This is a genomic window from Streptomyces pseudogriseolus (genome assembly GCA_002154585.1).
Taxonomy (GTDB): Bacteria; Actinomycetota; Actinomycetes; order Streptomycetales; family Streptomycetaceae; genus Streptomyces; species Streptomyces pseudogriseolus.
This window is the reverse complement of record MUNG01000117.1, coordinates 1-13,451: the sequence shown is the minus strand read 5'-3', so window position 1 is coordinate 13,451 and position 13,451 is coordinate 1. Positions and strand designations below refer to the sequence as shown.

The following is a 13,451-nucleotide window of genomic DNA, read 5'->3' as shown; positions in this document are numbered from 1 at the left end:
TGGCAGGCACAACGGTGCGGCCGGATGAGGGATGCAGGGAGTTCGCGCTGACTGCCGTTTCCGTCCAGGTTCATTCTTTACGATCTACGATCGCTACCGGAGGGATCGCAGCGAAGGGGGCGGAGGATGATGGCTGAGCAGCGCAGATCGACCGCAGCCGAGGTGGAGTTGGCGATCCGGGCGGCCGAGGAACTCATGAACCGTGAGGGGCTTGCCAGCGGGGCGGAGGTGGCGGAACCGGTCGGGCCCGAAGCGACGTGCGCGGCCGTCGAGCGGCTCGGGCGGCTGTTTGTGGAGCTGCCCGGACAGATGCGGTACGGGCTGCGCCGGCAGCGGGACAACGGCGGAGACCTGTCGACCGACCCGCTGCAGGGGCTGTCCGAGATCGTGCAGAACGCCAACGACCTCGGAGCGCACCAGGTCAGGATTTTCGTACGTGACACGGAGCTGCTGGTAGCGCACGACGGGCGTCCGGTACGGCTGACCGATGTGATGGCGCTGGCGATGCCGTCGCTGACGAGCAAGGACGACGACCCCGACGCCACCGGCCGGTTCGGCATCGGGCTCATGACCCTCCGGCGGCTGTCCCCGGTCCTGGAGATCTTCTGCGGCTTCTACCGCGTCCGGATCGGGGACCCCGACGTGTCCCTCGCCGACCCCTTCCCGGTCCCCTCCTGGTTCGCCGACGACGGTTGGACGGTCCTGCGCATCCCGCTCGCCACCCCCGCCGATGTGCAGGGGCAGGATGTCGACGACTGGCTTGCCGCATGGGGTGACGAGGCGTTGCTCTTCCTCGACCACGTGCGCACGGTCGAGCATCAACGGGAGGGCGGCGACGTACACAGCCGCCTCGCCTTGGAGTGGGGCGAACCCGACGCCTACGAGGCCGTCATCGGCGGCCGGGACACCGCGATCGAAGTGCGCACGGCCCGATCACCTGGCGGCATGACCTGGCAGGTCAGCCGTGCCACCGTGCTGAGCCCGCCGGACGTGCCGCGGATTCGGAAGGCCGCGGGTGAATCGACCGGCCTTGCCGTCGCGATCCCGCTGGACGAGGGCGCGGGCGACGAGGTTGCCGGGCAGGTGCATGTCGGACTGCCCGTGACCGAGCTGGGACTTCCGCTCCGGGTCGGCGCCCAGTTCGATCCGAACCCGAGCCGTCAGCATCTCAACGACACCCCGTGGAACCAGGCGCTGCTTCCCCTGCTGGCCGACCTCTGGGCCGCCGTCATGGTGCGACAGCTTCGGCTGGAGCCGACCGCGGCCTGGCGATGCCTGCCCTTGCCGCACAACGTCCGGTCGCCCAAGGGACCCGTACGCGACCTGGAGCAGCGGTTCCTGACCCTTGCGCGCGCGAGGGTGTCGTACGAACTGCGCCTGCGGACGCCGCTCCACGGTGACCTCGGACTCGCCGACCTCGCCGTTGGTGACGAGGCGCTTCTGCCAGCGCTCTCGGAGGCAGAGATCGCGCAGGTGGCTGGGCGCACAGCCGTATTGCCTCCGGCGGCGCGGGATGCGGAGGGGCGATGGCAGGAGGTGCTCGAGGACTGGGCCGAACACGACGGTGCCGTGCCCGGGACCGTCACCGTCCCGATGGCTGTGGACGCGCTCCTCGGAGATGCGTCCCGGAGCCCGGAGGCTACGGTCGCACTCGCTTCCGTCGCCATCGCCGAGGGCGAGACCCAGAGGCTTCGATGGCACAAGTGGCTGGTGGACCTCTCCGGAGCACGGCACCAGGTGCCCTGGTTCGGAACCGCAGAGTTCTTCACCGACAAGGCGCAGGGGCTTGCGAAGGTGCTCGGGCTCAGCCACGTGCTGCACCCGGCCTTCGTCGCCGAGACCGGGGAAGCGGCCCGAGTCCGTGCGTGGCTGAGCGAACAGCAGGTCTTCGTCACGGGCGCGGATCCGGTGCCCGCCATCCGCCAGCTCGCCGCCCGTGGCGCCCAAAAGGACATCGCGCCTCTGGTCCTGGACGACGACCAACTGGTGGCACTGCGCGAGGGGTTTCTGCGCGTCCCCGCGAAGGAGCGCCAGCGGCTGGGCAAGGACGTGGGCCGCGCAGTCCTGCTGCACGGCCGCCGGTTCGGGCCCGGCGGCCGTAGGGAGGACGTACAGGTCAGACCAGCGGATGCCTACCTGCCGGCCGGGTTGGACAGTGTGGACCGGGAGGACAGCTTCGAGACGGCCGCAGGTACCGCCACCGGCCTCACGTGGCTGCGGCCCCGCTATGCCCAGGTCCTGCCCGGGGCGGGGACGGGCCTGGGCGCCCGAGCGTTCTTCCATCTGCTCGGTGCCGAAAAGGGACCGCGGCTGCGGCCGCACCCCGGGGTCGAGCACCGGTTCACCGCTTCGTCCCCGAGCGAGGGTCTGCCGGCCCAGGTCCCGGGCGGCCCTGCGGAGAGGTCGCAGGACCTCCGGAACCAATCGGCCACCTACACCCTGGAGGACTGCGACAGCCCTGACCTGATGGCCGTCGTCCATGACATCGCCGCCGAGAAAGACGGGCCGGTACGACGCCTGCGGGCCGCCGCGCTGCTGCGGGTGCTGGGACGCAACTGGGGTGCCTTGTCTGAGCACCACAAGGTCCGCGCTGTCCGGGACTACCACACATGGAACCCCTGCGGGGAGACGGACGGCTTCTGGCTGTGGCAGTTGAAGACCACGGCGTGGCTGGACAACCAGGACGGCGCACCGGTGGCTCCCAGCGGCCTGCGCGAGCGCACGACCAGTACCGTCGCCGTCTACGGCGCGGACAGTGCCGGATTCCTGCACCCCGACCTCCAGCAGGCGGTCGGCAGACGAGGAGAGGTGCTTGTCGCTCTGGGCGTCACCGGCGAGCCGGGTGTCGCCGACCTCCTGGAGGCGCTACGCCGACTGCGCGCCCGGGAAACCGAAGCCCCCGACCAGCCGGCGGCGCAGCTCCTCTACCGGGCGCTCGCCGAACGACTGACCGCCCACCGGGGCAAGGACGCTGCACAGGTGACCGCCACTGTCGTGCGTGCCTTCGGGCAGGGCCGCGGGCTGATTCTCACGTCATTGGGCTGGCGCCGGCCGGGCGACTGCTTCCGCGGCCTCCCGGTCTTCGGCCGGTGGGCCGCCTTCGCGTCGTCGTTCAAGGGCAGTGACGCCCTCTGGGAGACCCTCGCGGTTCCGGAGGCCGGTGTGGAGGACGCAGTACGGGTCGTCAGGGAGGTGGCCCGCGAGGCGAGGGCGGAGCGAGGCGTGCGGGCGCCGGTCGACGCCGAAGCCGAGACCGTGATGCTCCAGACCCTGCAGATGCTTGCCCGAACGGCCCGCGAACACCCTGAGAGAGTGACCGCCTCTCTCGTGGGGAGACTGCCGTTGCGCACGAGCCGGGGATGGACCAGCAAGCGCCCGGTCTACGCGGCCGACGCGACGTTGGCCGAGGCGCTGGGCTCGCGGATCCCGGTGTGGCTGCCGGGCGGGGAACTCGAACAGTTTACGGCGCTCCTCGGACCCCTGCGGGTGATCGAGCTGGGAGCGTCGGACATTACTTTCCGCCCCGCGGACGACGCGCCGGTCGACATGGAAGCGACCGACCTGGTGCGTCACGCGCTGGATCTGCTCCGCGAGGACCTACAGCGCAACGCCGTCGCCGTCGCGGGATCCCTCGACTGCCCGTGGGAGGACTTGGCCGAGGTCGAAGTGCGGATCACCTCGTCGCTGGAATGTATGGTCACCCTCCCCGATGGGGAACCGGTGCGGGGTCCGGTGCGTACCGCCCTCGACCGGGACTCCCGCACCCTATGGACGGTGGACCGCGAGCTGTTGAGGCGACCGTCTGAGGCGGGCCGGGCCGTCGCCACTCGCTTCACCGAGGACCGGCGGCAGGTCGCCCACTCCTGGGCGGCCGCCTACGACGAGGCAGAGCGCGGAAGAGAGGCGGTGCGGCTCGAGCTGGCTGAGGAGCGGGTCGCACAGGACCAGGCGGCGACTGATGCCAAGCGCGCCCAACGCCTTGCTGCGCTGGAGACAGAAGTCAAGACAGCTCAGAACAAGGCAGATGGCCGGCCGCCCGCGTCGACACCCCTGCCCTCGGTCACTGTCCGCCCGGCCCCGGCCGCCCCGGTCTCGGCACCGCGAGAATTCGTCGATCCGGCAGCCCTCCGCATCACCGGCATCCGCCGGACCACCCAGGCGTCGCCATCCGCTGCTGGTGTGCCCGGGGCTGGCGGAGGTGCATCCGTCAGGACCCGCCTCACCCCGCCCGCCTACGCACCGACCGTGCCCGCACCACGTCTGGTCCCCCCTGCCCCCAACATCGACCGCCAGGAGAAAGTGGCTCTGGACCTCCTGCGCAAGGTTCTGGGCACGGAGCAGGAACCGGAGTGGCTGCGAGATCTACGGCACCAGCACGGCGTGGGCGCCGATGCCGTGGACGCGCTCGATCGGTTCTACGAGCTGAAGACGACCTATGGACCCGAGCAGGACACGGTGACCCTGACCGCCAAGGAATGCGAACGGGCGGCCTCGGGAGCCGAGTTCTTCCTCGTAGTGGTATCAGGACTCGCGGCAGACTCCAATCCTGTCCTGCGTCTCGTCCCCGATCCGCTGCACCAACTGCGCATCCGCCCGAACGGAAACGTCATGCTCACCGGGATCAAACAGTCCGGAAGCCTCATCGTCGAATTCGGCGCAGGGGAGGAGCCAGATCCCTCTTGACTTTCCTCCGGGGGTACAGCCCTCGCCCGTTACGGACTCGCGGCAGCCGAGCGGGAGAGCCTGGCGCAGTCGGGACCAGGCCGAGGGCGTCGGTGCTCAGTTACCGCTTGGTCCTCGACGGCACCGTGCACGAGGGGCGCGCAGACCGGCTGCTCCTCGGCGGTGGCCCCCGCAAGGACCGGCCCCGCTGGTGTAACTGGACGGTCGCGAACACCTCGTCCACCGGACGGCCGAGAAGCCCGTCCCGGAGCATGGCTCGGTCCAGCCCGGACTGGCGGGCCGTGACCATCTCAGGCGCCAGCGTAGGTGGCCGCAATGGCCACGGAGCTTGGGTGCCATGCCCCGGGTTGCCTGGAGTCCAAACCAAGCCTCCAGGCGACCGACTTGAGCCTTGGGAGGCCCCAAGCTTCGCAAGGTAAGAGAGGGAGTTAAGACAGGACGAAGCAGAGCCGACCGGGGTAGAACCGGCAGCAATCACCATCTGATCACCGATGCCACTGGCATCTCGCTCGCCGCCACCCTGACCGGCGGCAACCGCAACGACGTCACCCAGCTGATCCCCCTGCTCCAAGCCGTGCCGCCGGTGCGGGGCAAGCACCGCAGGCCCCGGCGCCGCGCGGATGTGGTACTGGGCGACCGCGGCTACGACCACAACAAGTACCGCCGCCTGGTCTGGGACCTGGGCGTGAAACCACTGATCGTCCGACGCGGCACCGAGCACGGCTCCGGCCTGGGCACGCGACACGAGCTCTGGGCCCGCCCGCATAACCATGTCACCACAGATGTACGCCAGATCCTGGCTTACTGGTCCGCAGACGCCGGAACCGCAGGCTGACAGGCCGCCCGGCTGTCGTCCGGGGGCAGGGAGTTCCGACAGCGGGAACACAACCCTGGGCATCCCTCCTCAGAAGACCCGCCTGCGCCCCAAACCAATTGCCGATCAGGGTATGGATGACCAACGGGCGGACCCTGTGATCGGCGCACGGACCAACCCTCAACCTCCCGTATCGTCGCCGCATTCCTCGATCGCGCGATAGGCCGGCTGGCCGATCACTGCGCCTTGGGTACCGGAAAGGGCCGGGATTCCACCCTCAAGCTGCGACAGGCGTCCCTCTCTGCGTATCCACCTCAACCCGTTGCGGTCAGTGAATGAAGCGACGCCAAGACTGATGTACTTCCACCTTCGGTCCCACGAGCGCCAGCCCTCCCCTTTGAGGGGCGACATGGCTGGTACGGAGAATGCCGGCGGGAAGTCGCCTGATCGGGCCACATCTTGGTACTTGAGCTGATCCTGGCTGATCGTCATGTCACTACAGGGCGGCACACTCATCAGTTGGACGTTCCACGCGACGACTTGTGGGTCATCTATCACCAGTGGCTCAAAGGTCAGGGCCACGTCCGAGATGGGATCGGGGCTCCTGTTCATCAGATGTATCAGCCACTTGCCGTGTGGGTCGCGGCTTGTCCAGGCGGATACTCGGGACGCCTGCGCACGTGTCTCCTTCGCTGCCGCCTCTTCCGACTGATTCAGCTGGTCTTGGGCAACGAGGACTGCCCATACACTTCCCGGAACAGTGAGCAGGACGGCCAGGAGGCTCGCGAGTACGGTGAGGTCGCGCCACTGACGGGGCTGCCTGTCCGGGCGTGCTTCATCCGTTCTTTCCCGCTGCCTCACCCGGCCTGGCCTCTGGCGACTCAACCGCAGCCTCACCCGCTGCTCCCCACCCACGCGGCGCATGTTCCCTCCCCGGCTCACTCAAGCCAAAGACGCGCAACCGCCCGGATTGGCTCCACGGCTCACTTGCGGAGTGCCCGTCCGCACACGGCTGCCAGTACGCCCGCCAGCCGGTCGGACCGCAGGTGCAGTTCCATGGCGGGCCAGGGCTCATCGTCGGCGGTCATCGGCTCCATCTCTGTCCCGCCCCATAAGATGCTCGCACTCGCCTGCGAGCTGGGATCGAATTGCCTCCGAGCAGGCCAAATGCCGCCGACCCTCGACATGCCTGATGAGACGTCAGGTAAGTCAGCATCCACTCAGCATCAGTCCCGTACGGTTCCTCGCGCGTGCGCCTGGTCGGTGGCTTCGCGGCAGCCTGGCTGGCGCAGAAATGCGCAGGCAGGAAGCCTGGTCACAGCAACGCACGATTTTCCTTGAAGTCTTCGAGCCAAAGGCATGCCGATGTACAGTGAGGGACGCCCCTGACCTGCAGAAAGTTGGCGGGGAGCCGTCTTCTAGGAGTCTAAAGTGCTGCGAACTTTGATCAAGTCCAAAATCCACCGCGCCACCGTCACCCAGGCCGACCTGCACTACGTGGGATCCGTGACGATCGACGCGGATCTGCTCGACGCCGCCGATCTGCTGCCCGGCGAGCTCGTGCACATCGTCGACATCACCAACGGCGCCCGGCTCGAGACCTACGTCATCGAGGGGGAGCGCGGGTCCGGTGTGATCGGCATCAACGGAGCCGCCGCCCACCTCGTGCACCCGGGCGACCTTGTGATCATCATCAGTTATGCCCAGGTGACCGACGCCGAGGCGCGGGCCCTTGAACCCCGCGTCGTCCATGTGGACGCCGAGAACCGTATCGTCGCTCTCGGCGCCGATCCGTCCGAACCCGTGCCCGGGTCGGACCAGGAACGCAGCCCGCAGGCCGTGGCCACGGCTTGAGCGGCGCTCGGGCGCCGGAAGAACAGAAGAAGGACAGGGGAGTGACCGGTATGGACGGTGTCGAGATGCGCGACGACCGGGACGCGGGGCGGCTCGAGGCGGTCGCGGGCGGTGAGGTCGTCGGGCGGATCGAGTACTTCGTCCTCGACGACCCCGCGCACGCCCTCGTCCCCGTGCACACCATTGTCGAGCCCGCCCATGAGGGCAAGGGCATCGCCGGCTCCCTCGCCCGCGAGCTCTACGCCCTCGCCGCCCGCGAGGGCACCGTCGTCGCGCCGCTGTGTCCGTACGTCGTGCGGTGGGCCGCGCGGCATCCGGAGGAGGCGCCTGCCGCTGATCCGGAGTTGCTGCGTGCGGCCAAGCGCTGGCTTTCGGAGCATCCCGAGCGGTTCTGAGAGCAGTTCGAAGAGCGGTTCTGGGAGCGGGGAGGGTGACGGCCGGGCGCGTCTGCCCGGCCGTCACCCTGTCACGCGCCCGGGTGACTGCCGGCGGGGCCGCCGGGTAGGCGGGGGAGTAGTCCAGTCCAAAGCCCACGTCGACCGACCGGCCGGAGGACACGCGCCATGACGAACCCGTATCCGGATCCCGTTCCGCCGGGGCCTACGCCTGGTCCCGCGCCGGGGCCCGATCCCGCACAGCCGCCCTCGCCCGAGCCGGGGCCGGCTCCTGAGCCGCCGGCTCCTCCTCCGGGGCCGGGGCCTAAGCCGCCTGGGCCCACGCCTCAGCCGCCCGGGCCCGGGCCCCAGCCCCCAGGGCCGCCCGAGCCGTCGCCCTCGCCTATTCCGCCGGGGCCGGAGCCGGTGCCTAGTCCGGAGCCGGGGCCTCCACTGACGTGACGTTCACGTGCGGGTGCGGGTGTGTGGGGGCTGATCGCGCAGTTCCCCGCGCCCCTGGGGGGTGGGGCTGTGCCGTGTCCGTGGATGTGCCGACGGCTTCGGCCTGCCCTGCCCGTGCGGGTGGGGGTTGAGCGCGCAGTTCCCCGCGCCCCTGGGGGCGCGGGGCAGTGCCGCTTCTTTGGTAGTGCCGACGGCTTCGGCCTGCCCCGCCAGTGCGAGTGTGTGGGGGCTGGGCGCGCCGTTCCTCGCGCCCCTTCGGGCGCGGGACCCTACGCCGTGGTTTCCGACCTGTCCCCGCCCCACAACGTGTGGAACGAGCCGTCCCTGTCCACCCTGCGGTACGTGTGCGCACCGAAGAAGTCCCGCTGGCCCTGGGTCAGGGCCGCCGGGAGGCGTTCCGCGCGCAGGGCGTCGTAGTAGGCCAGCGCCGCCGCGAAGCCGGGGGTCGGGACGCCCTGGCGGGTCGCCGCGATCAAAACCTCGCGCCAGTCGTCCTGCGCCTCGGCGATCTCCCGGGCGAACGTCTCGTCCGACAGCAGGCTCGGCAGGTCCGCCCGTGCGTCGTACGCGGCCCGGATGCGGTCCAGGAACGCCGCGCGGATGATGCACCCGCCGCGCCAGATCGCCGACACCGCGCCCAGGTCGATGTCCCAGCCGTACTCCTGGCTGCCCGCCGCGATCTCGTGGAAGCCCTGCGTGTACGACACGATCTTCGACGCGTACAGCGCCTGCTCCACCCGGTCCGCGAACGCCGACGCCTCCGCCTCGCTCATCGGCGTCGGCTTCGGGCCCGCCAGCCCCCGTGAGGCCTCCCGCAGCGCCGCGTGACCCGACAGGGAGCGGGCGAACACCGCCTCCGCGATGCCCGACACCGGCACCCCCAGGTCCAAGGCGATCTGCACCGTCCAGCGGCCCGTGCCCTTCTGCTCCGCCTGGTCCACCACCACGTCCACGAACGGCTTGCCCGTCGCCGCGTCGACGTGCGACAGCACCTCGGCCGTGATCTCGATCAGGTACGAGTCCAGCCGGCCCGTGTTCCAGGTGCGGAAGATCTCCGCGATCTGCGCGGGGGAGTACCCGGCGACGTCGCGCAGCAGCTGGTACGCCTCACCGATCAGCTGCATGTCCGCGTACTCGATGCCGTTGTGCACCATCTTCACGAAGTGGCCCGCGCCGTCCGGACCCACGTGCGTCACGCACGGCGAGCCGTCCTTCGCCTTCGCGGAGATCTTCTCCAGCATCGGGCCCAGCGAGTCGTACGACTCCTTCGGGCCGCCCGGCATGATGCTCGGGCCGTTCAGCGCGCCCTCCTCGCCGCCCGACACGCCCATGCCGACGAAGTGGATGCCCTGCTCGCGCAGCGCCCGCTCCCGGCGACGGGTGTCCGCGAAGTGCGCGTTGCCACCGTCGATGATCATGTCCCCGGGCTCCAGCAGCGGGGCGAACTCCTCGATCACCGCGTCCGTCGGCTCCCCGGCCTTCACCATCACGACCAGACGCCGCGGCCTCTCCAGCGCCGCCACGAACTCCTTGGCCGTCTCGGCCGCAACGAAGCTCCCCTCGTGCCCGAACTCCTCCACCAGCGCGTGCGTGCGGGCCGCGGTCCGGTTGTGCACCGCGACCGTGTAGCCGTTGCGGGCGAAGTTGCGCGCGAGGTTGCGGCCCATGACCGCGAGCCCGGTGACGCCGATCTGCGCTGAACTGCTCATAAGGGTGCTCCTGGTGACCTCGGTATCGGTGCCGCCGGGTGCCGGTGCCGGTGCTGCCGGTGGACGCCCGCCGGTCCTGACATCGACCATCCTGACGTGCCGCACTTGCGTGCGCATGCGCGAGTCTTCGGGACCCGCGCAGGCACATACGCGCGAACGCGCCCTCCGTACTCATTGTTCCGGCCGGTCACCCCCTCCGCGCATCCGGCCGGCGCACGCCCCCGCACGCTCCCGCGCCCGGCGGCAGGCGCCCGCGCACGCTCCCCTCCGGTGGCAAACAGGGGCGCAACGGGCGTATCTTCCGCGCCATTTGGCGCATCCGTGCGTCCGATAGCCGCCTTGTCACGGCCTGTTCGCAGCGCTTACTTTTGCCCCTCCTGACGCATTGTCGAGGGGGATTCCATGGCCGTGCGCGGCCGGCACCGCCGGTATCAGCCGAACAGGATCAACCGGGCCTCGCTCACCGTCACCGCCGGCGGCGCGGGCATGGCCCTGCCGCTCATCGGCGCCGGTGCGGCGCAGGCCGCCGACGTGGGGACCTGGGAGAAGGTCGCCGCCTGCGAGTCCACCGGCAACTGGGACATCAACACCGGCAACGGCTACTACGGCGGACTCCAGTTCAGCCAGTCCACCTGGGAGGCGTTCGGCGGCACCCGGTACGCGCCCCGAGCGGATCTGGCCACCAAGGACCAGCAGATCGCCGTCGCCGAGCAGGTCCTCGACGGACAGGGCCCCGGCGCCTGGCCGACCTGCTCGGTACGCGCCGGACTGACCCGCGACGGCGCCGATCCGGACATCCGCCCGGCCACCGACCGCGCCGACCGCGCGACGCGTGACGGCCGCTCCGACCGTCGCACCACCGTCGAGGACGTACGCCCCCACACCACACCTCAGGCCCGCGCGGGCCGCGCCGAGATGTACACCGTGGTGCACGGCGACACCCTCTCCGGCATCGCCGACCAGGAGCGCGTCCGGGGCGGCTGGCAGGGGCTCTACCAGGCCAACAGGTCGACCATCGGCGCCGACCCCGACCTGATCCTGCCGGGGCAACGTCTCAAGCTCACCGGCGGGCCCACGGCTGCCGGCGGTACGGCCGAGGCGCCCGCCAAGCCCTCCGGCAAGAAGGCCGCCGCCCCCAGAACCGAGCAGAAGAAGGTCGCCCCCAAGACCGAGAAGAAGACAGAGAAGAAGACCGAGAAGCGGGAGCAGGAGCGGGCCGACCGCTCCCGGTCGTCGTCCTCCGCGTCCTCCGGCTCCTCCTCCGCCCAGCGCGTCGCCCCCGTCAGCGCCGCCCTCGGCACGCCGTACCACAAGGCAGGGTCCTCCTGGTCGAAGGGCTACCACACCGGCGTGGACTTCCCCGTCCCCACCGGCACGCCCGTGAAGTCGGTCGGCGCCGGCACCGTGGTCGCCGCGGGCTGGGAGGGGTCGTTCGGCTACCAGGTCGTGGTGCGGCACTCCGACGGCCGGTACAGCCAGTACGCCCATCTGTCGGCGATCTCCGTGAAGGACGGCCAGTCGGTCGGCGCCGGACAGCGCATCGGGCGGTCCGGGTCCACGGGCAACAGTTCGGGCCCGCATCTGCACTTCGAGGTGCGGACGGGGCCCGGGTTCGGGTCGGACGTCGACCCGCTCGCCTACCTGCGCGCCGGCGGCGTCAACATCTGACGCACGCTGACGCACGCGGTCACGAGCTGACGCACGCGGTCACGCGCCGACGATCGCGGTCACGATCTGGCGAGGTGCCGGCCGGTCGCCGGCAGCGGCACGTACGGGCCGCCGTAGAACGGCGCGTACGGCATGACCGGCACCGCCGCCGGGTCCAGGGCGTCCGGCCCGGCGGCCGCCGCGGGCACGACGGCCGGCACCGTGATGTCGTCGGGCAACGGAACCGTGATGTCGTCCGGCATCGGGAGGTCGTCCGGCAGGATGACGTCGTCCGGCACCTTCAGCTCGGCCAGCAGCAGTTCCGCGGTAGGCGCGGGCACAGAGGCGGACGCCGCGTCCACCGGCACCGGAACCGCCCCGCCCGCATCCCGCTGCTCCCGCGCCAGCCGCTCCGTCGTCAGCAGGATCAGGCCGCCCGCCGCCACCACCCCGCAGCTCAGCGCCAGCGCCGTGCCGGTCGTGCCGTAGCGGAAGGTCTCGCCGAACATCGTGATGCCGACCGCGGCCGCCACCACCGGGTTCACCACGGTGAGCGTCGCCAGCGGGGCCGCGAGGCCCGCGCCCCGGTAGGAGGCCTGCGACAGCAGCATGCCCGCCGTCGCCAGCACGCCGATCACCGCGAGGGACGGCAGGTCCGCCGCCGACACCCCGCCCGTCCAGTCCACCGCGACCGTCTTGGTGAACACGGAGGACATGCCGAACGCGACCCCGGCCGCCGTCGCCAGCAGGATGCTGCGCACCGCCGGGTGACGGTGCACCGCACGCGCCGCGACCATCAGCGTCACGACCGCCGCCGCCGTGACCACGGCCGCCGCGACCCGCTGCGGGCCGTCCAGCGACCGCACGCCCGACGCGCCGACCAGCGCCAGCAGACCCGCGAGACCCACCGTCGCCATCAAAGCGCCCCGCCAGGCGGTCGCCCCGGCCTTGCGGCCGACGAACAGCGCGGCCATGGGCAGCGCGAACACGATCGTGAGCGCGCCCAGCGGCTGGACCAGGCTCAGCGGCCCGTAGGCCAGCGCCACCACGTGCAGGAGAGCGCCCGTACCGTTCAGCGCGACCGCGGCCCACCAGGCCGGCCGGCGCAGCGGGGCGTACTGCTGCGCGCCGGACGAGGACAGCGCCACCTGCTCCTGCACGATCGCGCCCCCGGCGTACGCCACGGCGGACACGAACGAGAGGAGCACGGACAACGCGAGGGCGCTCATCGGCTGCTCCTCTGCGTGAGGCGGGGGCGGTCTGCCCGGCGCGGCGAACGGTCGGCTTTCATAGCCAACACGATGCCGTGTCAGGGTGTTCCCGTCGTCGTCCCTGAGCACCCAATGCGTCCTACTGCCGATGGAGTACGGGGACGCCCCTGTCATCCCCTGGGTGGGCGCCCGGAGGCCGAGGCCCCTGACACCCACCCGGGGAGACTTGGTACTACTCACCTCGTGGACCTCGACCCGCGCCTCACCGCCCTCCGTGACCTCGGTGGCTTCTTCGCCCTGCGCGCGGGGGACGACGCCGACCGTCACCTTCCCACGCTCGCCCAGGCATACGGCCCCCGCGGCCCGGATGTTCAGCACGCCCCCGACACCGACCCCCTGACGATCCGCGTGCGCCGCGTCGCCGCCGCCCTGCGCACCCGGGAGGCCCGCGTCGCCGCCTCCGTGGCGCATCAGGGCCTGGCCGCGCGCCTGTGGTCCGTGGCCCTCGGCTGCGCCGCCCTGTACGGGGCCGTCCCCGACCTGTCCCCGGGCGCGGTCCGCTGGGACCCCGAGGGGAGCGCCCCCGACGACCTCCGGCTCGCCGAGGTCCGCGCGCTGCCCGGCGACGCGGCCTCCCTCGCCGCCGTCGTCCTGCACGGTCATCTCGAACCCCTGTCCGCCGCCCTGCGCGCCCGCC

The 13,451-nt window shown here is 71.0% G+C and carries 7 protein-coding genes and 2 pseudogenes; 6 read left to right on the top strand and 3 right to left on the bottom strand.

All coding sequences use genetic code 11. From position 1 onward, the window contains the following. The first annotated feature begins 126 nt into the window (after positions 1-126). Both CCN29_RS12255 and CCN29_RS12245 read left to right on the top strand, forming a co-directional pair. Positions 127-4,683, top strand: coding sequence for a sacsin N-terminal ATP-binding-like domain-containing protein (locus CCN29_RS12255; RefSeq protein WP_086681643.1), 4,557 nt, complete (start codon positions 127-129; stop codon positions 4,681-4,683). 388 nt (positions 4,684-5,071) lie between these two features. Further along, a pseudogene (locus CCN29_RS12245) lies at positions 5,072-5,419 on the top strand (transposase); the annotation flags it as partial. A 258-nt stretch (positions 5,420-5,677) separates the two neighbouring features. On the opposite strand, the gene CCN29_RS35330 reads toward CCN29_RS12245, so the two are convergent. Then, positions 5,678-6,079 carry a hypothetical protein gene (locus CCN29_RS35330; RefSeq protein ID WP_143661313.1) on the bottom strand — a complete coding sequence of 134 codons (402 nt, stop codon included), beginning with the start codon at positions 6,077-6,079 and terminating at the stop codon, positions 5,678-5,680. 849 nt (positions 6,080-6,928) lie between these two features. On the opposite strand from CCN29_RS35330, the gene panD reads away from it, so the two are divergent. Both panD and CCN29_RS12235 read left to right on the top strand, forming a co-directional pair. Then, positions 6,929-7,351, top strand: a complete 423-nt coding sequence (gene panD / locus CCN29_RS12240; protein WP_031021354.1) for an aspartate 1-decarboxylase — start codon at positions 6,929-6,931, stop codon at positions 7,349-7,351. 50 nt (positions 7,352-7,401) lie between these two features. Beyond that, positions 7,402-7,746 (top strand): GNAT family N-acetyltransferase, encoded by a 345-nt coding sequence (locus CCN29_RS12235; protein ID WP_031063439.1) that lies wholly within the window; start codon positions 7,402-7,404, stop codon positions 7,744-7,746. Positions 7,747-8,456: 710 nt separating this feature from the next. Here CCN29_RS12235 and gnd read toward each other — a convergent pair. Continuing rightward, the gene (gene gnd / locus CCN29_RS12225) at positions 8,457-9,896 is read right to left on the bottom strand and encodes an NADP-dependent phosphogluconate dehydrogenase (protein ID WP_031063442.1); all 1,440 of its coding nucleotides are present in this window, start codon (positions 9,894-9,896) and stop codon (positions 8,457-8,459) included. A gap of 402 nt (positions 9,897-10,298) precedes the next feature. Between gnd and CCN29_RS12220 the strand changes: the two genes are divergently transcribed. Further along, positions 10,299-11,564, top strand: a complete 1,266-nt coding sequence (locus CCN29_RS12220) for a transglycosylase family protein (RefSeq protein WP_031021366.1) — start codon at positions 10,299-10,301, stop codon at positions 11,562-11,564. A 59-nt stretch (positions 11,565-11,623) separates the two neighbouring features. Here CCN29_RS12220 and CCN29_RS12215 read toward each other — a convergent pair whose 3' ends face one another. Beyond that, a complete protein-coding gene (locus CCN29_RS12215) occupies positions 11,624-12,772 on the bottom strand; it encodes a DMT family transporter (RefSeq protein ID WP_442538331.1) in 1,149 nt (382 codons plus the stop codon). Positions 12,773-12,997: 225 nt separating this feature from the next. On the opposite strand from CCN29_RS12215, the pseudogene CCN29_RS12210 reads away from it, so the two are divergent. Further along, positions 12,998-13,451: pseudogene (locus CCN29_RS12210) on the top strand (ferric iron reductase); the annotation flags it as partial.

What these genes read in the sequence shown, in the direction of transcription:
- CCN29_RS12255 (WP_086681643.1), top strand. Translation starts at nt 127, where the DNA reads ATGATGGCTGAGCAGCGCAGATCGACCGCAGCCGAGGTGGAGTTGGCG.
- CCN29_RS12235 (WP_031063439.1), top strand. Translation starts at nt 7,402, where the DNA reads ATGGACGGTGTCGAGATGCGCGACGACCGGGACGCGGGGCGGCTCGAG.
- gnd (WP_031063442.1), bottom strand. Translation starts at nt 9,896, where the DNA reads ATGAGCAGTTCAGCGCAGATCGGCGTCACCGGGCTCGCGGTCATGGGC.
- CCN29_RS12220 (WP_031021366.1), top strand. Translation starts at nt 10,299, where the DNA reads ATGGCCGTGCGCGGCCGGCACCGCCGGTATCAGCCGAACAGGATCAAC.
- CCN29_RS12215 (WP_442538331.1), bottom strand. Translation starts at nt 12,772, where the DNA reads ATGAGCGCCCTCGCGTTGTCCGTGCTCCTCTCGTTCGTGTCCGCCGTG.